This is a genomic window from Streptomyces sp. NBC_00663, from assembly GCF_036226885.1.
Lineage (GTDB): Bacteria > Actinomycetota > Actinomycetes > Streptomycetales > Streptomycetaceae > Streptomyces.
In genome coordinates this window covers 1,300,016-1,322,569 of sequence record NZ_CP109027.1, presented here as the reverse complement: position 1 = coordinate 1,322,569, position 22,554 = coordinate 1,300,016, and the positions used below count along the sequence as shown (strand labels likewise).

Below are 22,554 nucleotides of genomic sequence, written 5' to 3'. Positions count from 1 at the left end.
CCCATGACACGGAGCGACACGCTACGAGTCGCCGTCATCGGCACGGGAAAGATGGGTACCGACCATGTGCGGCGCCTGACGGAGGTCATCAGCGGGGCGCGGGTGAGCGCCGTCGTGGACGTCGACGCGGAGCGGGCCAAGGCCGTCGCGGCCCGCGTCGCCGGCTGCACCGCGTACACCGACCCGGTGTCCGCGATGGACGCGGACGACGTCGACGCCCTGCTGATCGCCTCACCGGGCCCCGCGCACGAGCCGGCGCTGCTGGCCGCCCTCGAACGCGACCTCCCGGTGCTGTGCGAGAAGCCGCTCACCCCCGACGCGGCCTCGGCCCTGCGCGTCCTGGAGGCCGAGCGGAAACGGGGCCGCCGCCGGATCCAGGTCGGCTTCATGCGGCGCTACGACCCCGAGTACGCGCGCCTCAAGGCCCTTTTGAACACAGGGCAGTTGGGCCGCGCGCTGATGCTGCACAACCGGCATCGCAACGCGGCCAGCCCGCCCTTCTTCACCAGCGAGATGCTCATCAGCGACTCGGTGGCGCACGAGACGGACGTGACCCGCTGGCTGCTCGGCCAGGAGATCACCGCCGTCACCGTGCTGCGGCCGAGGCCCTCGGTGAACGCCCCGGACGCCTTGCAGGACCCGCAGTTCGTGGTGTTCGAGACGGACGGCGGCGCGGTCGTCGACGTGGAGATCTTCGTCAACTGCGGCTTCGGCTACCAGGTCCAGGCCGAGGTGGTCTGCGAACGCGGCACCGCCCGCATCGGCGACGGCCACGCCATGGTCACCAACATGGCAGGGCGCTGGGGCGGCACCATCGCCCAGGACTTCACCGACCGCTTCGCCGACGCCTACGACCGCGAACTCCAGGTCTGGGCGGACGCCACCCGCCGGGGCGAGGTCACCGGACCGAGCGTCTGGGACGGCTACGCGGCGGCCGCCGTGTGCGAGGCGGGGGTGCGGTCGCTGACGGACGGCGGGCGGGTGGAGGTGGAACTGGTGGAACGGCCGGAGCTGTACGCCTGATCCAGTTCTTCCCAAGTGGACCGGGCCGTGAAGAATCCGGGTGACTACGGTCGGCCCATGCTGCGTATTCACCTCGTCGACGCCTTCACCGACCGCCGCTTCGCCGGCAACCCGGCGGCCGTGTGCCTCCTGCCCGCCGGGGACTGGCCGGACGAGCGCTGGATGCAACAGCTCGCGGCCGAACTCCGGCACTCCGAAACGGCGTTCGCCCTGCCGCTGCCCGATGACGCCGAGGCGGACTGGGCGATCCGCTGGTTCACGCCCAAGGTCGAGTCCAAGCTGTGCGGCCACGCCACCCTGGCCGCCGCCCACGTCCTGCGCACCGAACACGGCCTCAAGGGCAGCGTCCGCTTCCGCAGTCGCCTGTACGGCACCCTCGTCGCGCACCTCGACGACACGGCCGGCATCACCCTGGACTTCCCCGCCGCACCCGGCACCGAGGTCCCGGTCCCGGCCGGGCTGGCCGACGCCCTGACCGTGGCACCCCGCGCGACCTACCGCACCCAAGGGCTCGGGGACCTCCTGACCGTCCTGCCCGACGAAGCCACCGTGCGGACCCTGACCCCGGACCTCACCGCGCTGGCCGCGCTGACGGACCGCGAGGGACTGCGCGGCGTCATCGTCACGGCGGCGGCGGACGGTGCGGGGGCGTCGTACGACTTCGTCTCGCGCTTCTTCGCGCCCGCCCGCGGTCTCCCCGAGGACCCGGTCACCGGCAGCGCCCACACCGCCCTCGCGCCCTACTGGGCCGGACGCCTGGGCCGGGAGCGGCTGGTCGGCCTTCAGGTGTCCGAGCGCACCGGGATCGTCCGCACGGCCGTGCACGGTGACCGTGTCCACCTCACCGGGGACGCCGTCACCGTGCTTCAGGGAGCGCTCGTGTGAAGACCACCATCGCCTGGCCCGGCCCGTTGTAGTCCTCCTCAACACGGGCGTCGAAGCCCAGGCCGCGATGGAAGGCTACCGATCCCGTGTTGGTCACGGAGGTGATGGCCTTGAGGCGGACCGCGCCCTGCTTCCGGGCCGCCTCGGTGAAGGCGCCGTACAGCCGCCGTCCGAGGCCGGTGCCGCGGGTGTCGTCGCGGGTGGCGACCAGATGGACGTACCCGGTGCCGTCGGGCGTGACGAACCCGATCAGATAGCCGTGGATCTCGTTGTCGGCGCGTGCGACCAGGCACGTCGACCCGAACTCCTGTACCAGGGCCAGGAGATGGAGGGACCGGAGGTCCCGGTCCCCCCAGTAGCGGGCGTGGTCCGCGAGAACCTGCTGGATGTCGGTGACGTGAGCGGGGACGATGTGCGCGGTCATGCCTCGATCATGCCAGCGGCAGCAGGCCCCTAGCGGCCGACGACCGACCGAGGCCGTGGCTCGAAGCCCGCCGCGCGGTAGCTCGCGTCGATCAGTTCCATCGTCGCCACCGCGTCGTCCGCGTCGAGCGGCAGCGGCGTACCCTCGCGGACCCGGGCCGCGAACGCGTCCAGCTGGTAGGTGTACGACGACCTGGTGCCGAGGCGTTCCGTGCGCTCGCCGTCCGCCGTGCGCACCACGACCCGGTCGTCGAGGTGCGGCAGCACGAAGTTCGTCGCCGTCGCCTCACCCCGGCTGCCGACGATCCGGCAGCTCATGTCCAGACCGTCGTACGCCATGTGACAGCGCGCCGAAGCGGTGGCCCCGCTCGGGAACTCCAGCTCCGCGTCCAGCCATTCGTCCACGCCCGGCGCCCCCGCCCGCTCGCCGCCGCGCGCGGAGACGAGCCGTGGCGCGCCGCCGCCGAACGGGGCCAGCATGCGCACGGCGTGCACGCTGTAGCAGCCCAGGTCCATCACGGCACCGCCGGCCAGCGGCAGCGACCAGCGCGGGTCGGTGTCCGGTGGCGCGGCGATCGCGACCATCGTCTCCACCCGCCGGAGCTCACCGAGTTCACCGCTCTCCAGCAGCTCGTGCAGACGCCGGGTGACCGGGTGGAAGAGGTAGTGGAAGGCCTCCATGAAGACGGTCCCGGACTTCGCCGCCGCCTCCCGCACCTCGGCGGCCTCCTCGGCGTTGCTCGCCGACGGCTTCTCGGAGAGCACGTGCTTGCCGGCCGCGAGGGCGGCCAGGTTCCACGGCCCGTGCAGACCGTTCGCGAGGGGGTTGTAGACGACCTCGACCTCGGGGTCCGCGATCAGGTCGGCGTAGGAGTCCACGACCCGTTCCACGCCGTGTTCGCGCGCGAACTCCTCGGCGCGCAAGCGGTCGCGGGCGGCCACCGCGACGACGCGGTGGCCGGTCGAACGGGCCGGTCCGATCAGGGAGTTGGTGGTGATCCGTGCGGCTCCCAGTACTCCGATACGCAGTGGTTCCCGGCCCGGCTCGCTCATGCCTGCCGTACCTCCTCGATGGTCACGGGGCGGTGCTCGTGCAGGGACAGTGTGCACGCCTCGGCGATCCAGCCCGCCTCCAGGGCGTCCTCCACCGTGCACGGGGAGGGCCGCTTGCCCGCCACGACCTCGGTGAACGCGGTGAGTTCGGCACGGTAGGCCGCGGTGAAGCGGTCCATGAAGAAGTCGTGCGGGGTCCCGGCCGGGAAGGTCACCCCGGGCTCGACCGAGCGCAGCGGCAGCTTGTCCTCCAGGCCGACCGCGATGGAGTCCTCGAAGCCGTGCAGCTCCATACGGACGTCGTAACCCCGCTTGTTGTGGCGGGAGTTGGAGATCACCGCGATCGTGCCGTCGTCGAGCGTGAGGATCGCGCCGGTGGTGTCGGCGTCGCCCGCCGCCTTGATGTAGTCGGCGCCCCGGTTGCCGCCGACGGCGTACACCTCGACGACCTCGCGGCCGGTCACCCAGCGGATGATGTCGAAGTCGTGCACCGAGCAGTCACGGAAGATGCCCCCGGAGGCGGCGACGTACGAGGCGGGCGGCGGCGCCGGGTCCAGGGTCGTCGAGCGCACGGTGTGCAGCTTGCCGAGCTCACCGCTCTGCACCGCGGCGCGGGCCGCCACGAATCCGGTGTCGAAGCGCCGGTTGTAGCCGATCTGGATCGGCACGTCCGTGCCCTGGATCGCCTTGAGGACCTCGACGCCCTCGCTCATGTGCTTGGCGACGGGCTTCTCGCAGAAGACCGGGATGCCGGCCTCGACACCGGCCAGGATCAGCGCCGGGTGGGCGTCCGTCGCGGCGGCCACGACGATGCCGTCCACGCCGGCGGCCAGCAGGGCCTCGGGCGAGTCCACGACCTCGCCGCCGAACTTCTCCGCGGCGGCCTTGGCGGCGTCCGCGAACGGGTCGGTGAGCACGAGCGACTCGACCGCGTCGAGTCCGGAGAGGGTCTCGGCGTGGAAGGCGCCGATACGGCCGAGGCCGAGGATTCCGATGCGCATGGGGGTTGCAGCTCCTTGAGGGGTTTCTTACGACACAACGGTGGTGCTAGTCGAGTCCGCCGAGCACGTTCTGGTCCCAGTCGATCACCGATCCGGTGACCACGCCGGACCGGTCGGACAGCAGCAGGACCACGAAGTCGGCGATCTCGTCCGGCTGGCCGAGCTTGCCCATCGGCAGCTTCGCGGCGGCCTGCTCACGCCAGTCGTCCGCGGCGCCGTGGAAGGTCTTCTGGGTGGCGTCCTCGCCCTCGGTCGCCGTCCAGCCGATGTTCAGGCCGTTGATCCGCACCCGGTCCCAGCGGTGCGCGTGTGCCGCGTTGCGGGTGAGGCCGATCAGCCCGGCCTTCGCGGCGACGTAGGGCGCGAGGAACGGCTGTCCGCCGTGCGCGGACGACGTGATGATGTTGACGACCGTGCCGGGCGCGCCCCGGCCCACCATGTCGGCGACCGCGGCCTGCATCGCGAAGAACGGCGCCTTGAGGTTGATCGCGATGTGCTGGTCGAACAGCTCGGGCGTGGTGTCGAGCAGCGTGCCCCGGGAGGTCAAACCCGCCGAGTTCACCAGGCAGTCGATCCGGCCGTACGCGGCGACGACCTCGGCCACCGACCGCTTCGCCTGCTCGGCGTCCGCGAGGTCGGCGCGCACGAACATCGCCTTGCCGCCCGCGGCCGTCAGCTCGGCCACCAGCGCCTCGCCCGGTTCCGGGCGGCGCCCGGACACGGCCACGGTCGCGCCCTCGCGGACGGCGGCCAGGGCGATCGCGGCACCCACGCCCTGGCTGCCGCCGTTGACGAGGACGACCTTGTCCGCGAGGAGTCCTCGCGGTCCTTGAAGTCCCATGGGGATGTGTTCCTTTCAGCTCTCGCGCCGCTCGGCGCGCGCCCGCAGCTCGTCCCGCAGTGTCCGCGGCGTCCACCGCTCACTGAGCGCACGCCGGACCAGATCCGCCTGCGAGGGCGGAGCCAGACCGTCCAGCGGGGGATCGCTGTCGAGGTTGGTGGGGAAGGGGTAGCCCTCGGCGCTGGCGGCGATGACGTTCGCCAGCCACTCCTGGCTCGCGCCCTCCGTGGCGCGGCGCAGCAGCACGGGGTAGACGGCGTTCGCCATCGTCTCCCGGTCCACGGTCTCCATGGCCCGCCCGAACGCCGAGGACACCTGGAGCAGATTGGCGACCCGCCGCACATCCGTGGTGCGGTTGGTGCCGGCCGCGTGGAACAGCGCCGGGTTGAAGAAGACGGCGTCGCCCTTGGCCAGCGGCAGCTGGACGTGGTGTTCCTTGAAGTACGCCTGGAACTCCGGCCGCCGCCAGGCCAGATAACCCGGCTCGAAGGTCTGGGAGTACGGCAGGTACAGCGTCGGCCCGGACTCCACCGGCATGTCGCAGTGCGCGACGGCGCCCTGGAGCGTGAGCACGGGGGAGAGGCGGTGCACATGCGACGGGTAGGCGGCGGCCACCTCGTCGGAGAGGAAGCCGAGGTGGTAGTCGCGGTGCGCGGTCTGGGCCAGGCCGCCGGGGTTGACCACGTTGACCTGGGAGGTGACCTGATAGCCGGGGCCGAGCCAGGCCTTGGCGACCAGGGCGAGGACGGGGTTGGCGTAGTAGTCGGCGAACGCCGTCGGGTCGTACAGGGCGGCCTTCTCCAGCGCGTTCCACACCCGTTCGTTGGTTCCGGGCGTCGCGAAGTGGTCGCCGGCGGTGGCGCCCGCCGCGTCCTGCTCGCGGATCAGCGCCTCGAAGACCGCGCTCGCCCGGTCGACGACCGCCGCATCGGGGAACGCGCCGCGGAAGACCACGACTCCGGGCCCGTCGGTGAGGGCCCGCACGAGCTCCTCCTGGACGTCCCGGCGGTTCTCGGCGGCATGGATGCCCGCACTGTCGTAGAGCAGGACGTTCCGCTCCACGGACGTGGCGTACGGGTAGTCGGCGGGGTCGGTGGTCCGCTCGACGAGCGGGCGCAGGGCGGCGAGGTCACAGTCCTGCTCGGAGAGCCAGGCACGGCGGTGTACGGCGGTGAAGGACATCGACGTCCTCTCGGTGGCAGGGCGACAGCGCTTCGGTGACAGGGGCGACGCAGCGCTGTCATTCTTGTCAGTACAAACCCGTCGAACAACCGGCACGGAGCCATCAAAAACCCCTCAAGGAGCCCGCGCATGGGTCACCCCTTCCCCATCCGGGAAATCGCACGTCAGGCAGGGCTCAGCGAGGCCACCGTGGACCGGGTGCTGAACGGCAGGGGCGGCGTCCGGGAGAGCACCGCGCGTGAGGTCCGGCAGGCCATCGCGGACCTGGACCGGCAGCGCACCCAGGTCCGGCTCGTCGGCCGTACGTTCATGATCGACATAGTGATGCAGACGCCCGAGCGGTTCAGCACCGCCGTCCGTGCCGCGCTGGAGGCGGAACTGCCCGCCCTGCATCCGGCGGTCGTACGCTCCCGCTTCCACTTCCGGGAGACCGGCCCGGTCGAGGAGCAGGTCCGCACCCTTGACCGGATAGCCCGGCGTGGCTCCCAGGGCGTGATCCTCAAGGCGCCGGACGTCCCCGAGGTCACCGCGGCCGTCGGACGCCTGGTCGCCGCCGGCATCCCGGTCGTCACCCTGGTCACCGACCTGCCCACCAGCGCCCGCCTCGGCTACGTCGGCATCGACAACCGGGCGGCCGGGGCGACGGCGGCGTACCTGATGGGCCAGTGGCTGGGCGACCGGCCCGGCAATGTCCTCACCAGCCTCAGCAGCGGGTTCTTCCGCAACGAGGAGGAGCGCGAGATGGGCTTCCGCAGCGCCATGCGGGCCCACCACCCGGATCGCACCCTGGTCGAGATCGCCGAGGGCCAGGGCCTGGACGCCACCCAGTACGACCTCGTCCGCGCCGCCCTCACCCGGGACCCGGACATCCGCGCCGTCTACTCCATCGGCGGCGGCAACATCGCGACCCTGCGCGCCTTCGAGGACCTGAGCCGCGCCTGCGCGGTCTTCGTCGCCCATGACCTCGATCACGACAACACCCGGCTGCTGAGCGAGCACCGCCTCTCCGCGGTCCTCCACCACGATCTGCGTCAGGACCTGCGGGAGGCCTGCCACCTCGTCATGCGGGCGCACGGCGCGCTGCCCCCGGCGGGACCCACGCTGCCGTCCGCGATCCAGGTCGTGACCCCGTACAACATGCCCGGCTGAGGCCGGCTCGACCGTTCCTGCCGTCGGTTCAGGTGGCCTGGCCGAGATTGATGGCGTACGCCTTGCGCAGCGTCTCGTGCACCGTCCACGTCGTACGGTCGCCCTCGCGCAGCACCGCCATGTCGCCGGGCCCGACCCTCAGCGTCGGCCCGCCCGCCACCTCGACGGTGGCCGAGCCGCTGATCACCACGAACAGCTCGTCCGCCTCGGTGTCGGTGACGACGCCCGGCGTGATCTGCCAGATGCCGCGGAGCTGCCTGCCGTCCGCCGACTCCCAGACCACCTTCCCGGTCACCTCGGGCGTCCCGGACACGATCTGCGCCGGGTCGAGCGGCTCGGGTTCGAGCTCGGCGTCGGGGATGTGGACCACGAAACTGTGGCTGGAACTGTGGCTCAGGGGACTCATGGAACTCATGGAACGACCCTAGTCACCCCGCGCGCCCCTCGGCCGTGGACAGGGTGTGCGGTATCGCCCCAGGTGGGAGGACACTTCGTCGCGACTGGCGGCCCGGCCCGATGCGCGTGATCGTGGAGGGCATGGCGGAGGACATGGCACCGGCCCCGGCACGGACCGCCGGGGAACCGCACCCGCACGACACACGCGAGGCCGTCCTGTTCGGCGGCGTCTACGGCGCCGTCCTGGCCTGCTCAATGGTCGCCGCGCTCACCCAGTACGGCCACACCTCCCAGGACAGCCGCCGCTACGACGCCCTGTGGCTCGTGGTCACGGCCCTTGCCTCGGCCCTCGCCCACGGCTACGCCCACTACATCGCCGAACGCACCCCGCACCGCCGCGGCGACGCCCTGCGCACGCTGGTCAACGAGTGGCCCCTGATCGCGGCCGTCCTGCCCACCGTCGCGGTGCTGGCGGGCGCGGGGTGGGGCTGGTGGCCGGCGAAGGGGGTGGAGTACCCGGCGTTCGCCCTGAACATCACGCTGCTGTTCGGCCTCGGGCTGGTGACCGCGCGCTGGGCGCACCGATCGTGGGCCACCGCCCTGCTGACCGGCGCGGTGGACGCGCTGCTGGGCGTGGGTGTGGTGGTGGCCAACGCCGTCATCAAGTGACCGCGAGGCAGGGAACCGGAAGTGACGCAGCGTAGGGTCGGGGCCGGCCGGGGAAGGGAGTCCACATGACCACCGACGTCACCGACGAGGCGATCCAGAGCCTGCACGCCACCGCCGACCCCCGTCTGCGCGACCTGCTCACCGCCCTCGTCCGGCACCTGCACGACTTCGCCCGCGAGACCCGACTGACGCAGCAGGAGTGGGAGGCGGCGATCCGCTTCCTCACCGCGACGGGACAGACCTGCACGGACACCCGGCAGGAGTTCATCCTCCTGTCGGACGTGCTCGGCCTGTCGATGCTGCTGGAGACACTGAACGGCGGACACGGCCCCGACGCCACCGAGTCGACCGTCCTCGGCCCCTTCCACATGACCGAGTCCCCGGCCCGCCCGCTCGGCGCGACCATCGACCTCGTCGGGGCGGGCGAGCCCTGCCTGGTCAGCGGTCGCGTCCTGTCCGCGGACGGCACCCCGCTGCCCGGCGCGACCCTGGACGTCTGGCAGGCCGACGGCAACGGCTACTACGACGTCCAGCAACCGGACGTCCAGCCGGCGGGCAACGGCCGCGGCCTGTTCACCACGGACACCGAGGGCCGCTTCCGGTTCCGCACCTGTGTGCCGAGCTCGTACCCGATCCCCACGGACGGCCCGGTGGGCGACCTCCTGCGGGCCACCGGCAGGCACCCCTACCGCCCCGCACACATCCACTTCATCGCCTCCGCCCCGGACCACACCCCGGTCACCACGCACATCTTCGTCGCGGGCGACCCGTACCTGGACTCGGACGCGGTGTTCGCCGTCAAGCAGAGCCTCGTGCGCGACTTCACCCCGACCGACGACCCGGCCCTGGCCCGGGAGTCGGGCCTGCCGAACCCCTTCCGGCACGCGCGGATCGACCTCGTACTGGAGCGCGCGTGAACCACTTGGCGTCCTTCACCCACCAGACGCCGCCCATGCGGGTCGTCTTCCGTCCCGGCGCCGCGACGACGGCGACCGCGGAGGAGGCTCAACGGCTCGGCCTGCGGCGGCTGTTGGTGGTCTCCGGCACCCACGGCGCCGATGTAGCGCAGACGGTCGCCGACTCCCTCGGCCCAGCCTGCGCGGGCCTGCACACCGGGGCCAGGATGCATGTCCCCGTCGAAGTCGCCGACCGGGCCGTGGAGGTGGCCCGGGCGGCGGGCGCGGACGGCTGTGTGGCGGTCGGCGGCGGATCGGCGATCGGACTCGGCAAGGCGGTCGCGCTGCGCACCGGACTGCCGCTGATCGCGGTGCCCACCACCTACTCCGGCTCCGAGGCGACCCCGGTGTGGGGCCTGACCGAACACGGCGCCAAACGCACCGGCCGCGACCCCTCCGTCCTGCCCCGCAGCATCGTCTACGACCCCGAGCTGACCCTCTCCCTCCCCGTCCCGCTCTCCGTCACCAGCGGCGTCAACGCGATCGCCCACGCCGTCGAGGCCCTGTACGCCCCCGACACCTCGCCCCTGATCGCGCTGACCGCGGAGGAGGGCGTACGGGCCATGGCGGGCGCGCTGCCCCGGCTGGCCGCGGACCCCCGGGACCTGGACGCCCGCGGCCGTGCCCTCCGCGGCGCCTGGCTCTGCGGCTCCTGCCTGGGCGCCACCACGATGGGCCTGCACCACAAGCTGTGCCATGTCCTCGGCGGCACCTTCGGTCTGCCCCACGCCGAGACCCACACCGTGGTCCTGCCGTACGTCCTCGCGTACAACGCCCCCGCGGCCCCCGAGGCGGCGTCCGCCGTCGCCCGTGCCCTGGACGCGACCGAGGCCCCGACCGCCCTGTGGCGGCTGGCCGGGGACCTGAGCGCACCCCGTTCCCTCGCCGAACTCGGCCTGAAGGAGCCCGACTTGGCGGTCGCGGCCGCTCAGGCGGCGGGGCAGGCGGCCGGGCGGGCGTATCCCAACCCCAGGGACGTCACGGAGGACGGGGTGCTGGTGCTGCTGCGGGCGGCGTACGAGGGCGGGCCGCCGAGTCGGTCGTAGGCGTCGTAGGGCACGACCGAGCCCCCGGAGCGGAGGGCTCCGAGGGCTCGGTCGGCCGGGTCGGCGGTTGTGTCAGGCCTTCGCGCCGGCGACCTCCGCGGTCTGGGCCGGGCTGTCGGCACCCACGGTCGCCGCGGGCCGCTTCCTCGGGATGAAGGAGGCGAGGAAGAAGGCGAGGACCGCCGCTCCGGCGCCGATGGCCATGACGACCTTGAAGCCGCTCTCCGACGGGAGGGCGTGGCCGCCGAAGTCGGTGGTCAGCTGGGCGAGGAGCACACCGGTGAGGGCGCTGGCGAAGGATGTGCCGAGCGACCGCATCAGCGTGTTGAGGCTGTTGGCCGCACCGCTCTGGGAGGGGGCGACGGCACCCATGATCAGGGCGGGCAGGGCGCCGTAGGTGAAGCCGATGCCGGCGCCGATGACACAGGACACCAGGACCATGTGCCAGAGCTCGCTCATGAACAGGATGTTCAGGCCGTAGCCGGAGGCGACGATCAGCGTGCCGACCATCAGCGTGATCTTCGGGCCCTTGGCCGCGGTGAGCTTGGCGGACAGGGCGGACATGATCATCATCACGAAGCCCTGCGGGGCCAGCACCAGGCCCACGGTGAGCATGGACTCGCCGAGTCCGTAGCCGGTCTCCTTCGGCAGCTGCATCAGCTGCGGCAGGACCAGGGACGTGGCGAACATCGAGAAGCCGAGGGCGATCGAGGCGAGGTTGGTGAACAGGACCTGGGCCTTGGCCGTGGTGCGCAGGTCGACCAGCGGCTCCTTGGACCTCAGCTCCCACCAGCCCCAGCTCAGCAGGACGATCACGGAGGCGGCGGCCAGACCCAGGGTCGTCGCGGAGGTCCAGCCCCAGTCACCGCCCTTGGACACGGCGAGGAGCAGGGTGACCAGACCGGCCGACAGGCCGAGCGAGCCGACCAGGTCGAAGCGCCCGCCGGCGCGGTCGCCGGCCTCCGGGACGAAGAACAGGACGAGGAGCAGGGAGGCGACGCCGAGGCCGGCGGCGATCCAGAACAGGACGTGCCAGTCCCAGTTGTCGGCGATGAACGCGGCGGCCGGCAGCCCGATCGCGCCGCCGACACCGAGCGAGGCGCTCATCACGGCCGTGGAACCGGCGAGCTTCTCGGCGGGCACCGTGTCCCGCAGGATGCTGATGCCGAGCGGCACCACCGCGGCGGACAGGCCCTGGAGCACCCGGCCGATGATCATCGGTACGAGGGAGTCGGAGAGGGCGCAGACCAGGGAACCGGCGATCAGCAGTCCGATGCTGGCCAGCAGCATCCGCCGCTTGCCGAACATGTCGCCGAGCTTGCCGACCGTGGGGGTGGCGACGGCCGCGGCCAGGAGGGTCGCGGTGACGGCCCAGGCGGCGTCGGACGCGGGGGCGTCCAGGAACGTCGGCAGCTCGGGCACGATCGGGATGATCAGCGTCTGCATGAGTGAGACGACGATTCCGGCCATGGCCAGTACCGCCACCACAGCACTCGACCTGGGCGGGGAGGACGTCCCCGCCGAGGCGGGAGGGGCAAGGGCGTCGGACATGGCAGGCCTCCACGAAGAGCGGTATTGCTTGAGTTACTCAACCATAATTGCATTGCTTGACTTAAGCAAGCGGATGCGGATCGTCGCGGGCCTGTGGGCGGGTCTGCGGTCGGGCCCTGGTCGGGCCCTGGTCGGGAGGGCGAGGTCAGCGCTCTGCCGCGCCTCGCGTGACGAGCACGATGGCGGCCGCCGTCGCGGCCAGTGCGGCCACGCTGGTGAGGGCGGCGGGCAGGGAGAACCAGTCGGCCATGAACCCGATCGCGGGCGGGCCGAGGAGCATGCCGCCGTAACCGAGAGTGGAGGCGATGGCGACACCGTCGGGTCCGGCGAGGGTGCCGGCGCGTTCGATGGCGACGGGGAAGAGGTTGGCGAGCCCGAGTCCGGTGATCACGAAGCCGAGCAGGGCGACCCACAGGGCCGGGGCGAGGGCGCCGAGGAGCATGCCGAGGGCGGCGGTCGTCCCGCCGGCCACCAGGGTGCGGGTCTGGCCGAGCCGTTCGAGCAGACGCGTGCCGGTCAGACGGCCGATCGTCATGGCGAGCGCGAAGCAGGAGTATCCGGCGGCGGCCACGCCTGGCGTGGTGTGCAGGTCCTGTTCGAGGTGCAGTGCGCTCCAGTCGGCCAGTGCGCCCTCGCCGTAGGCGGTGCACAGGGCGATCAGGCCGAAGGTGATGACGAGAGCGCGGGTGCGGGCCCTCGGCCGACCGGGTCGGGCCGTCGTCCGTGCCGCGGTGTTCGGCGGGGTCGGCGGGATCGGCGGTGGGATGCGCAGGAGGGCGCGGCCGGTCGGCAGGGTGACGAGCAGTCCGAACAGGGCGAGACCGGCCAGGTGTTGCGTGGCGGACAGCGCACCGGCCAGCAGCGCGCCGAGGCCGGCACCGGTCATGCCGCCGAGGCTGAAGGCGGCGTGGAAGCTGGGCATGATCGGGCGTCGCAGGGTGCGCACCAGATCGACGGCGGCGCTGTTGAAGGCGACGTTGATGCCGCCGTACGCGCTGCCGAAGATCAGCAGGACGGCGCCCAGGGTGAGCGCGGAGTGGGTGAGCGGGGGGAGCGTGACGCTGAGGCAGAGCAGGACGGCGCAGGCGACGGTGACCTGGTGGTTGCCGTAGCGGCGGCAGAGGCGGCCGGTGAGCGTCATCGTGACGACGGCGCCGGCGGAGACGCCGAGGAGGGCGAGGCCGAGGGTGGTGGCGGAGGCGTTCGTCTGTTCCTTGATCGCGGGAATCCGGACGACCCAGCCGGCGAAGAGGAAGCCGTCGAGGGCGAAGAAGACGGTGAGGGCGACGCGGAGACGGGCGAGGTCGGTGCGGGTGTCGGGCACGGCGGTGTGCTGACGGGGTTTGTTTATTGGCGGCACAAAGTCAGGGTAGGGGTGCGCTCGGTTGTGGGCAAGGGTGTTCGGGTGAGCGGCGCGGTGGGGGTGTGGGTGTGGGAGGGGGAGAGGGGGAGTGCAGTACGGCGGCTCGGTGGTGCTGGGTGGGTGAGAAAACTCCCGGCGGGCCGCTCCTTGTATCGGCCATCTAGGCTGGCTCGGTGACTGATGCGCGGGAGTGGGTGCGGCCGTCCGGGGTGTGGGCCACTGCGGTGGGGGTGGCCAGGGTGCGGGCGTTGGAGTCCGAGCGGGAGGACGCGTTGTTCCGCGACCCGCTGGCACGGGCCTTCGCCGCCGCGGCGGGCCTCTGGCCCTCCTCTCCGTCACCCGGTGACGAGGCCGCGCGACGCCGTCGGCTGGCGGTGTCGTTCTCCATCGTCATCAGGACGAGGTTCCTCGACGACTTGTTGTGGCAGGCGGCCGCGTCCGGGGTTCGGCAGGTCGTGCTGCTCGGCGCCGGTATGGACAGTCGGGCCTTCCGGATGGAATGGCCTGCGGGCACTCGGCTGTTCGAGGTCGACACCGCCGCCCCGCTGGATTTCAAGGCGTCGGTGCTGCGCCAGGAGCGGGCCGTCGCGCGTTGTGAGCGGATCCCGGTCGCGGTGGATCTGCGGGAGGACTGGCCGGGTGCGCTGGCCGCCGCGGGGCACGACCCGGCGGCGCCGACCGTGTGGATCGCCGAGGGGCTGCTTATCTATCTGCCCCAGGACGCGGTGGACTTGCTGCTGGCCCGGGTCGGCGCGCGGTCGGCGGTGGGCAGTTGGATGGGGCTGACCCTGGGCTCGCGGGGGGTGATCGAACGCTTCGGCGCGGACGCCGCGCCGGGATCGGCGGCGTCTCTGTGGGTCTCGGAGATGCCGGACGACCCGGTGGCCTGGCTGGCCGGGCACGGGTGGGAGGCCGACAGCCACACCCTGCGCGAGCGCGCCGCCGCTTATGGCCGTCCGATGAGTAGCCCGCCGCGGCGGGAGGAGCGGCCGGGTGGACTGATCTCGGCGGTCCGTCGATAGGGCGAGGTTCGACGGTCATGGTGTGCCGGGAGTCTGCCATCGAGCGGGCTTCGACGGGCATGGTGCGCCGGGGAGTCTGCCGGTCGAGTGGGCTTCGACGTTACGGGCGGGCGGTGGAGGGGGTCGGGGGGCGGTACGTTTCGTCCTTCCGCCAGGGGCCTGCGCCGAGCTTTCCGGTTGTGCCGAGGTCGAGTTCCGGTACGACCATCACGGGGTCGGCTCCGGGCCTGGCCCATACGCGGAGATACGGCGCGTTCACCGGTTCCCCCGCCTGGGTGGTGTTGCGCCAGGCCAGCCTGGCCACCGCGGCCTCGCCCGGCCGCAGGACGACCTGCTGCGGGCTCTCGTCCTCCTCGATACCGGTGCCGATCTGATCGGTCCCCTGGAGGATCCGTACGCCGCTCACGGTGTCGTGGTCCTCGTCCTGGATCTCTAGCTTCGGGTAGCCGTCGAGCGTGTAGGGCCGGGTGCCGCAGTTGACCACGTGCAGGCCGACGACGCGCAGCCCCATCGCCGCGTCGCCCTGGTCCGCGTAGAGGTGCGTGCCCGACTTCGGGCAGGTGCCCCCGGTGGACGATGCCTCGGCCGCGGGGACGCTGCGCACCTTCGTCACCTGCACGCCCGTCACCTGGGGTGCGTTCCCTACCGACTGCCCCATGACGACGGTGCCCTTGACGGTCCGGCCCGGCCCGACCGCCTCGACGGTCCGCTCCCCGTTGTCGACCGCGCCGCCGGACGCCGCGAGGAACCCGAGGGTGAGGGTGTAAGTGGCGGTCTCCTTCTGCTGGTTGGTCAGCTCGAAGTCCGCGCTGTAGTCGACGCCCGCGCAGCCGCTCTCCGGGCCCCAGGCGTACAGCGCGGTGATCCTGACACCGTCCTCGGCCGTGGCGCCGACGGAGGGCAGCGGCAGCTCGGTCGGCCTGCCGGAGGGGCGGGCGGAGGGCGCTGGGGTCTGCTGGCTGCCGTACCGCGCCTCGTCCGACGGGCACAGCGCCTCGGCCCGGACCGGGCCGTCGCCGCCCCCCGGTGAGGCGCCCTCGGTGCCGCAGGCGGCGAGCAGCAAGGTCGCCGCGAGGACGGCGGGAGCGGTGCGCTGGGGGATCGGCATCCGCCCACCTCACCAGGGGCCCGGCCCAAGGGCTGTGGCGGAACCCACACCTCCGGTCACAGCGGTGTCACAGATGACGCCGTGCCCGAGGAGTCACGAGACCGTGGCCGCCGGTGGAGTCCATCGGCGGGTCCGGCGGACCGGGTCGGAGACGCCGTAGTCCTTCTTCAGGTGTTCGGGGATGGCGTAGTGCATGACGCGTCCGCGGGTGAGGGACGACAGTTCGAGGACGGTGGTGAGGTGGCCCAGGCGGTCCAGGGCCCAGGCCCCGAGCGGGGAGCGGTCCTCGATGGTCTCCAGTACGCCGAGCAGGTGGGGTACGGCCTTGACGACGGTGTCCCACGGGGTGTGCGGCACGTCGAGCCAGTCGGCGCAGGTGTCGCCGACGAGGTGGCGGATCAGGGCGGAGACGATCGGGTCGAAGAAGGTGCCGGGCACGATCTCCTCGTACAGGTCGATGAGTTGCCGGGTCAGATGGGCGCCCTCGGCGGACGGCCCCATGTGCCGGACCATGTACAGGTCGAGGAACCGGCGGGCCTCGTCGAGGGTCTTGGGGACCGCGTCCTGATCGACGCCCAGCATGGCTCCCACGACCCGCCACGCGTAGTAATAGGCCTCCGCGCCCTCCCGCGACATGTGGATGCCGAGGCGGTGCAGACTGTCCAGTACGAGCAGCGAGAAGAACATCTGCCCGCCGATCATGTCCTCCTGACAGATCGGCACCCCCAGTGCGGCGGTGTCCCAGCGGTTCTCGCGCGTGAGGTGATGGCGGATGGAGGCGTGCAGGAGACGTACCTTCTGGGCGGCCGGGATGAAGCGGCTGCCCGCCTCGAAGGCGTCGGGCTGCATCAGATGGACGGTGAACTGGCCGGTCTCCGCCATCCGTTTGGCCGGGTACTTCAGTCCATGGGTGGCCGACAGCAGCTTGGCCACGTGCGGGACGACGTAACAGGCGGGCATGGAGGCGAAGGAGAGCGCGGTGGAGATGTGCACGTTGTTGTCGATGAAGAACAGCCGGGCCTTCTCCATTTCCGCCCAGTCCACCCAGGCCGGCGGGACCCGGGTGGCCTCCAGGTACTCCCGTGCCACCTCGGGCAGCCCGTCCGGGAGGGGCGCGCCGGCCGTGGAGACGTAGCGCATCAGGGAGTTGAACGTGCCCACCTGGCCGCGCTCGAAGAGCGTGGCGACGGTGGCGTCGGCGAGTTCGTCACCGGCCTGCCGCAGGAGGTCCAGTGATGCCTCGGTGGGGGATGCCATGGCGGGGCTCCTCGTCTCTTACGGGGTCGTCCGCGGAGGGTTCGTTCGGGGACGGTTCAGGACGGGCGGGGACGGTTCACTTCGGGCGGTCCGTCGCCGAACGCGCCAGCGCGGTCAGGGCGTTGGCCGCGGGCGTGGGCAGAGTCAGCTCGTCCAGCGCGCCGAGCGCCTCCTCGACCCGGGCGCCGATCATGTCCTCGATACGCTCGGGCGTCCTCAGGGCGCGCATCACCCCGCGCACGGTGTCCAGGGCGTCCTCGTCGAGGGCGGGCCGGCCCAGCAGGGCGCTCAGCCGCTGCCGGTCGGCGTCCCCGGCCAGCCGCCAGGTCTCCGCCAGCAGGGCTGTGGGCCGATGGCCCGCCACGTCGTCGGCGTTGGCCTTGCCGGTGTGCGACGGGTCCCCGAACAGACCGAGCAGATCGTCCCGGAGCTGGAACGCCTCGCCCAGCGGCAGCCCGTACGACGAGTAGCCCTCGCGCAGCCGCGGGCCGGCCCCGGCCAGGGCGCCGCCGATCAACAGGGGCTGTTCGACGGTGTACTTGGCGGTCTTGTAGCGGATCACCTTCAACGACGCGGCGGTGTCCGGGCCGGCTCCGGTCCGGAGGATCTCCAGACACTCGCCCGCGATCAGTTCGCGGGCCATCACCGACCACAGTGGGCGGGCCCGGGCCAGGTACGCGGTCGGCAGACCGCTGGTGGCGAACAGCTCTCCGGCCAGCGCCATCAGCAGATCGCCGACCAGCATCGCCAACGACCTCGCCGCCGCCGTGCCGCCCGCACGGTGCCCTACGGCCTCGCACAGGGCGACATGTGCCGTGGGGCGGCCGTGCCGCAGCGGGCTGTCGTCGATGAGGTCGTCGTGCACGACCGCGGCGGCGTGCACCAGCTCCATCGACGCCGCCGCCCGCACCAGAGCGTCGCTGTCCGGCTGCCCGACCGCGCGCCAGCCCCAGTAACAGAAGGCCGCGCGCAGCCGTTTACCCTCCGCGACCGACCGCTCCAGCTGTTCCGCCACGGGGGAGAGCAGGGGATCGATCGCGGCGAACCGGTCGGCCTCCTCGGCGACGAACCGGCCGAGCACCTCGTCCACGCGGACCTTGAACGCGGCCGGTTCCCACCGGTCAGTCATCGACGGCGCTCCTGCGCGCCTGGGCGTGCCGGGCGAGGACCTCCAGGTGTGCGGGTGGTACGGCCGCACACCGGTCCAGGGCGAGGCGGCCCCGTGCGACGAGATCCTGCTCGGCCTGCGCCGCGAGTTCCGCGGCGTCCGAGCGGCGCAACAGACCCCGCACCGTGCCCACGGCCGATCCCAGGGTGCTCACCGCGAGGTCGGCCAACCCGGCCACCAGCAGTAACGCCTGCTCGTCCAGGCCTTCGCGGCGTCCCGCTTCTCGTGTCATCTCGTCCCCACCCGCAGCACGTTCGGCGGCGCCGGTCATGCGCCGTCCCTTCGAGCATCGCCGCACCGCCGGTGCCGGTTCCGGAGAACTCACGATCGGGTGATCATCTCGCTCGACCGTACGGATCACCGCCCCGGCCCACCCGCCGAAGCCCCGGCCTACCTGCCGAAGCCGCGCCCCACCTGCTGAATCTGCCGCGCGGATGGCGCGTGCGGCGGGGCGGCGTCCGGTCAGCCCCGGTATCCCCGCAGCTTCCGGTACAGCGTTGCGCGGGCGATGCCCAGGGACGCCGCCGCTCTGGCCTTGTTGCCGCCGTGGAGGCGGAGGGCGTCCAGGATGGCGGACCGTTCGGCGAGCTGCATGGGGGTGAGCGGCCGGGGCGCGGGGCCCTCACGCACGGGGTCCGGGAGTTCGGTACGGCGGACCGGGCCGGTCGTCCGCCGATGGTCCGCCAACGTCCTTACCAGGTGGGCGAGTTCGGTGACGTTGCCGGGCCAGGGATGCCGTTCCAGGGCGCGCAGCGCGTCCAGGGCCCAGGTCAGCGGAGGCCGTCCCGGTGTGGGGTCCGGGGCCAGCGCGGTCAGCAACTCCCGGATGTCCTCGGGGCGTTCGCGGAGCGCGGGCAGGGTCACCGAGCGGGCCGCGAGGGTGTCCAGGAGGCGTTGGAGGCAGGGGCTCGGTGGGGCTCCGGGGGTGTAGGTGACGAGGAGCGGGACGTCCGGGCGTGTGGCCAGGAGTGAGTTGAGGGCCGCCGTGTCGGGCGCCGCCAGCCGTTCGACGTGCCGGACGATGAGTGGGCGCCCGGTGCGCAACACGTCGGTACGGGTGCCGAGTCCGGTCTCCGCCGCGTCCATGAGCAACGGCATTTCAGTGAGTTCCCGGGCCAGGGCGCTCTTGCCGGTCCCGCGCTCGCCGATCAGCAGCAGGGGTTCGCCGGACGTGGCCAGCTCCAGCGCTCGGCCGACCGCGTGCCGCCACGGCACCGAACTCCCGGCCAGGCCCACGTCACGCTTTCCGGGCGCGGCCACGACCGGACGCCCCGACGGCTCCAGCACCGCGACCGCGCCGACGACGGAACCCAGGTGGGTGACGGGAGTGAGGCGTGCGGTTCCGTCTGTCTCGTCCGGGAGGGTGAGGCGTGCGGTTCCGTCTGTGTCGTCCGGGAGGGTGAGGCGTGCGGTTCCGTCTGTGTCGTCCGGGAGGGTGAGGGCCGGCTGGCCGGTGACGGATCCGCTGCCTCCGCCTGTCCCAGGCTCCGCCCGCGCCGCCTCCCGCATCAGTGCGACCACTCTCCGCTCCAGTTCTTCCAGCCCCTCCGGCGACAGCAGGCGCCCGGCTGCCTCGCTCACGAGCCGGTTGCGGCCGTCGAGGGCGACGACCGGGCGCCCCCGCTCACCCGCCGTACGCAAGTACGCGTCCAGCAGCACCCGTTCGGCGGCCCGGGAGCGGGCGAGCAGCTCGGTCTCGACAGCGGTCGCCACCGCCTCGGCGAGCGGGGCGCCGGGATGCGGCCCGCACTCGGCCCCGGTCACCCGTCCGCCGCACAGCCCCGAGGCCACCGTCACCGTGCCGAGCGGCTGTCCCGTCTCCGGCGCCCGCACCGGCACGCTGACCGCCGAGACGTCCTGCCATCGGTCGAGGTAGTGCTCGGGCCCGTGCACCTCGGCTCGTCGGTGCGTGTGCAGGGCGAGGGCCGCGCTGTTGTGGCCGACCCGCTCCTCGGAGAGGTCCCGGCAGAGGTGGACCGGCGCGCACCCGCTCGCCCACAGCACCCGCAGCCGGGCGTCGGTGAGCACGAGGCACGCCTCCGCGGTGACCAGCGACTCGCTGATCCGGTCGAGCACCGGGCGGGCCGCGGCGAGCAGGGGGGACTCGGCGGGTGTGGGCGAGGGCGCGGTCTCGGACGTGTCCGCGACGGTGGGACGTACGTCGTGTCGTACGCCGAAGAACCGGGCACGCTTCCATGCGGCGAGCACGTCGTCCGGCACCCCGTCCGGCGATTGCCGGCCGCGCAGGAACAGCTCGCGGGCGTGGCGCAGCGACGTGAGGGCGGTGGGGCGCTCTGCGGTGGTCATGGCGACACCCACCCTACGGGGAACGGTTGAACGTGAAACAACCACCCGTCTGTCTCGTAGCCCGTCTGTCCCGTATCCCGTCTGTCTCGTATTGAGACACCCGCGTTCCGGCCGCTCCCTTCATGATCTTGAAGAGCCGGTGCCTGTTCTCATTCCCTGGAGCGTCCCCGTGTCCCGCGTCCCCACCGCCGAGCCCGATGTCGTGACCGATGTACTCATCGTCGGCAGCGGCCCCGCGGGCGCCTCCGCCGCGCTCGCCCTCAGTACCTACGGCGTACCCAACGTCGTCGTCACCCGCTACGCGAGCCTCGCCGACACGCCCCGGGCGCACATCACCAACCAGCGCACCATGGAAGTGCTGCGCGACCTCGGCGTCGAGGACGAGGTCGTCGCGAAGGCGACCCCGCAGCACCTGATGGGCAACACGACGTTCTGCACCAGCCTGGCCGGCGAGGAGCTCGGCCGGGTGCGCTCCTGGGGCAACGACCCGCTGGTCCAGGCCGCCCACGAACTCGCCAGCCCCACCCGCATGTGCGATCTGCCCCAGCACCTCATGGAACCGGTGCTCATGGACGCGGCCGTCGCACGCGGCACGCGGCTGCGTTTCTCCACCGTCTACAAGTCCTTCGTCCAGGACGACGACGGCGTGACAGTCACGGTCGAGGACCGGCTGCGCGGCGACGAGTACACCATCCGCGCCAAGTACCTCATCGGCGCCGACGGCGGCCGCAGCCAGGTCGCCGAGGACGCCGGGCTGCCGATGGGCGGCCAGATGGGCGTGGCCGGCAGCATCAACATCGTCTTCGACGCGGACCTGAGCAAGTACACCGCCCACCGGCCCTCCACCCTCTACTGGGTGCTCGCTCCCGGCGCCACCGTCGGCGGCATCGGCGCGGGCCTGGTGCGCTGCGTCCGGCCCTGGAAGGAGTGGCTGATCGTGTGGGGGTACGACGTCACCGCCGGCGCCCCCGACCTGACCACCGAGTACGCCGAGTCGATCGTCCGCCAACTGGTCGGCGACGACGACATCCCGGTGACCGTCAAGTCGTCCTCGGCCTGGACCGTCAACGAGATGTACGCCGAGACCTACGCGAACGGCCGCGTCTTCTGCGCCGGCGACGCCACACACCGCCACCCGCCGTCCAACGGCCTCGGCTCCAACACCTCCGTCCAGGACTCCTACAACCTGGCCTGGAAGCTCAAGCTCGTCCTCGACGGCACCGCCGCCCCGAGGCTGCTGGACACCTACACCGCCGAACGCGCCCCGATCGGCCGCCAGATCGTCACCCGCGCCAACAAGTCCATCGGCGAGACCGCCCCGATCTTCGAGGCGCTCGACGGCCTCTCCCCGCAGACCCCCGAGCAGCTGTGGGCCAACATCGCCGCCCGCAAGGAGACCGGGGAGGCCGCGGAGAAGCAGCGCGCCAGGCTCCGGGAGGCCATCGCCTTCAAGGCCTACGAGTTCAACGCCCACGGCGTCGACCTCAACCAGCGCTACACCTCCGCCGCCATCGTCCCCGACGGCACCGACGACCCCGGCTTCGACCGCGATCCCGAGCTGTACCACCAGCCCACGTCCCGACCCGGCGCCAAGCTTCCGCATGCCTGGATCACCTCCGGCACCCGCACGCTCTCCACCCTCGACACCGTCGGACAGGGCCGCTTCACCCTCATCACCGGCATCGGCGGCGCCGCGTGGCTGCGCGCGGCCACCGCCCAGGAACTGGAGATCGCCACCGTCGTCATCGGGCCGGGGCAGGAGTACGAGGACCCCTACGGCGACTGGGCACGGCTGAGCGAGGTGGCCGACGGCGGCGCGCTCCTCGTACGGCCGGACGGTCATGTCGCGTTCCGGCACGCGACTGCGGCGGACTCCGCGGAGGACGCCGAGCGCAGGCTCACCGAGGCGGTTCGGAGGATTCTGGGACATGCGTGACGGCACCCGGAATCTCACCGAAGCCGTCGTAGACAGCCTCGGCACCACGACCGACCCCCGCCTGCGCGCGCTGCCCACCGCCCGCACCCGCCACCTCCACGCCGGAGTCACCGGTCCTCGCCCACAACGCCCTCGCAGGCCGACTTGACGGAGGTCACCGCGGAGGGCGTGCTCGACGTGCTCAGCGCCGCGTATGACGGCGTCCAGCCCTGAACCAA

22 protein-coding genes are annotated in these 22,554 nt (G+C 72.3%); 9 read left to right on the top strand and 13 right to left on the bottom strand.

What is annotated here, in order from left to right; translation table 11 throughout:
• Positions 1–3 precede the first annotated feature (3 nt).
• Together OG866_RS06020 and OG866_RS06015 are read left to right on the top strand one after the other, a co-directional pair.
• On the top strand, positions 4–1,023 hold the full coding sequence (locus OG866_RS06020; RefSeq protein WP_329332383.1) for a Gfo/Idh/MocA family protein: 1,020 nt from the start codon (positions 4–6) through the stop codon (positions 1,021–1,023).
• A 60-nt stretch (positions 1,024–1,083) separates the two neighbouring features.
• Complete coding sequence (locus OG866_RS06015; RefSeq protein WP_329343943.1) at positions 1,084–1,908, top strand: PhzF family phenazine biosynthesis protein; 825 nt, start codon at positions 1,084–1,086, stop codon at positions 1,906–1,908.
• Here the strand turns inward: OG866_RS06015 and OG866_RS06010 are convergent.
• From OG866_RS06010 to OG866_RS05990, 5 genes are read right to left on the bottom strand one after another with little or no spacing between them, the layout of a single operon-like run.
• Positions 1,880–2,332: a GNAT family N-acetyltransferase gene (locus OG866_RS06010; protein ID WP_329332382.1), complete on the bottom strand. Its 453-nt coding sequence runs from the start codon at positions 2,330–2,332 to the stop codon at positions 1,880–1,882. The genes OG866_RS06015 and OG866_RS06010 overlap by 29 nt on opposite strands.
• A 29-nt stretch (positions 2,333–2,361) precedes the next feature.
• Positions 2,362–3,384, bottom strand: coding sequence for a Gfo/Idh/MocA family protein (locus OG866_RS06005; protein WP_329332381.1), 1,023 nt, complete (start codon positions 3,382–3,384; stop codon positions 2,362–2,364).
• A complete protein-coding gene (locus tag OG866_RS06000) occupies positions 3,381–4,385 on the bottom strand; it encodes a Gfo/Idh/MocA family protein (RefSeq protein WP_329332380.1) in 1,005 nt (334 codons plus the stop codon). Before OG866_RS06000 ends, OG866_RS06005 begins: the two co-directional genes overlap by 4 nt.
• Before the next feature lie 46 nt (positions 4,386–4,431).
• A complete protein-coding gene (locus OG866_RS05995; protein ID WP_329332379.1) occupies positions 4,432–5,226 on the bottom strand; it encodes an SDR family oxidoreductase in 795 nt (264 codons plus the stop codon).
• Positions 5,227–5,241: 15 nt separating this feature from the next.
• Positions 5,242–6,408, bottom strand: coding sequence for a phytanoyl-CoA dioxygenase family protein (locus OG866_RS05990; RefSeq protein ID WP_329332378.1), 1,167 nt, complete (start codon positions 6,406–6,408; stop codon positions 5,242–5,244).
• 129 nt (positions 6,409–6,537) lie between these two features.
• On the opposite strand from OG866_RS05990, the gene OG866_RS05985 reads away from it, so the two are divergent.
• Positions 6,538–7,557, top strand: coding sequence for a LacI family DNA-binding transcriptional regulator (locus OG866_RS05985; RefSeq protein ID WP_329332377.1), 1,020 nt, complete (start codon positions 6,538–6,540; stop codon positions 7,555–7,557).
• 28 nt (positions 7,558–7,585) lie between these two features.
• On the opposite strand, the gene OG866_RS05980 is transcribed toward OG866_RS05985, so the two are convergent.
• Positions 7,586–7,972 (bottom strand): cupin domain-containing protein, encoded by a 387-nt coding sequence (locus tag OG866_RS05980; protein WP_329332376.1) that lies wholly within the window; start codon positions 7,970–7,972, stop codon positions 7,586–7,588.
• 122 nt (positions 7,973–8,094) lie between these two features.
• Between OG866_RS05980 and OG866_RS05975 the strand changes: the two genes are divergently transcribed.
• From OG866_RS05975 to OG866_RS05965, 3 genes are all read left to right on the top strand, one after another.
• Positions 8,095–8,622, top strand: coding sequence for a hypothetical protein (locus OG866_RS05975; protein ID WP_329332375.1), 528 nt, complete (start codon positions 8,095–8,097; stop codon positions 8,620–8,622).
• A gap of 65 nt (positions 8,623–8,687) precedes the next feature.
• Positions 8,688–9,539 (top strand): intradiol ring-cleavage dioxygenase, encoded by an 852-nt coding sequence (locus OG866_RS05970; protein ID WP_329332374.1) that lies wholly within the window; start codon positions 8,688–8,690, stop codon positions 9,537–9,539.
• A gap of 35 nt (positions 9,540–9,574) precedes the next feature.
• On the top strand, positions 9,575–10,624 hold the full coding sequence (locus OG866_RS05965) for a maleylacetate reductase (RefSeq protein WP_329343941.1): 1,050 nt from the start codon (positions 9,575–9,577) through the stop codon (positions 10,622–10,624).
• 72 nt (positions 10,625–10,696) lie between these two features.
• Here the strand turns inward: OG866_RS05965 and OG866_RS05960 are convergent, their stop codons facing one another.
• Together OG866_RS05960 and OG866_RS05955 are read right to left on the bottom strand one after the other, a co-directional pair.
• The gene (locus tag OG866_RS05960) at positions 10,697–12,175 is read right to left on the bottom strand and encodes an MFS transporter (RefSeq protein WP_329332373.1); all 1,479 of its coding nucleotides are present in this window, start codon (positions 12,173–12,175) and stop codon (positions 10,697–10,699) included.
• A gap of 145 nt (positions 12,176–12,320) precedes the next feature.
• Positions 12,321–13,499 carry an MFS transporter gene (locus OG866_RS05955; RefSeq protein WP_329332372.1) on the bottom strand — a complete coding sequence of 393 codons (1,179 nt, stop codon included), beginning with the start codon at positions 13,497–13,499 and terminating at the stop codon, positions 12,321–12,323.
• A 248-nt stretch (positions 13,500–13,747) separates the two neighbouring features.
• Between OG866_RS05955 and OG866_RS05950 the strand changes: the two genes are divergently transcribed.
• A complete protein-coding gene (locus OG866_RS05950) occupies positions 13,748–14,560 on the top strand; it encodes an SAM-dependent methyltransferase (RefSeq protein ID WP_329343939.1) in 813 nt (270 codons plus the stop codon).
• Between the two features lie 100 nt (positions 14,561–14,660).
• On the opposite strand, the gene OG866_RS05945 is transcribed toward OG866_RS05950, so the two are convergent.
• The 5 genes from OG866_RS05945 to OG866_RS05925 all read right to left on the bottom strand — a co-directional run bounded on the left by OG866_RS05945 (position 14,661) and on the right by OG866_RS05925 (position 20,400).
• Complete coding sequence (locus OG866_RS05945) at positions 14,661–15,668, bottom strand: DUF4232 domain-containing protein (protein ID WP_329332371.1); 1,008 nt, start codon at positions 15,666–15,668, stop codon at positions 14,661–14,663.
• Positions 15,669–15,761: 93 nt separating this feature from the next.
• Positions 15,762–16,925, bottom strand: coding sequence for an oxygenase MpaB family protein (locus OG866_RS05940; protein WP_329332370.1), 1,164 nt, complete (start codon positions 16,923–16,925; stop codon positions 15,762–15,764).
• A gap of 76 nt (positions 16,926–17,001) precedes the next feature.
• Positions 17,002–18,054: a polyprenyl synthetase family protein gene (locus OG866_RS05935; protein WP_329332369.1), complete on the bottom strand. Its 1,053-nt coding sequence runs from the start codon at positions 18,052–18,054 to the stop codon at positions 17,002–17,004.
• A complete protein-coding gene (locus OG866_RS05930; protein ID WP_329332368.1) occupies positions 18,047–18,325 on the bottom strand; it encodes a polyprenyl synthetase in 279 nt (92 codons plus the stop codon). The genes OG866_RS05935 and OG866_RS05930 overlap by 8 nt, the downstream gene beginning before the upstream one ends.
• A gap of 230 nt (positions 18,326–18,555) precedes the next feature.
• Positions 18,556–20,400 (bottom strand): sigma-54-dependent Fis family transcriptional regulator, encoded by a 1,845-nt coding sequence (locus OG866_RS05925; RefSeq protein ID WP_329332367.1) that lies wholly within the window; start codon positions 20,398–20,400, stop codon positions 18,556–18,558.
• A gap of 169 nt (positions 20,401–20,569) precedes the next feature.
• Between OG866_RS05925 and OG866_RS05920 the strand changes: the two genes are divergently transcribed.
• Both OG866_RS05920 and OG866_RS05915 read left to right on the top strand, forming a co-directional pair.
• On the top strand, positions 20,570–22,336 hold the full coding sequence (locus tag OG866_RS05920; RefSeq protein ID WP_329332366.1) for an FAD-dependent oxidoreductase: 1,767 nt from the start codon (positions 20,570–20,572) through the stop codon (positions 22,334–22,336).
• A complete protein-coding gene (locus tag OG866_RS05915; RefSeq protein ID WP_329332365.1) occupies positions 22,329–22,484 on the top strand; it encodes a hypothetical protein in 156 nt (51 codons plus the stop codon). Before OG866_RS05920 ends, OG866_RS05915 begins: the two co-directional genes overlap by 8 nt.
• Positions 22,485–22,554: the final 70 nt, after the last annotated feature.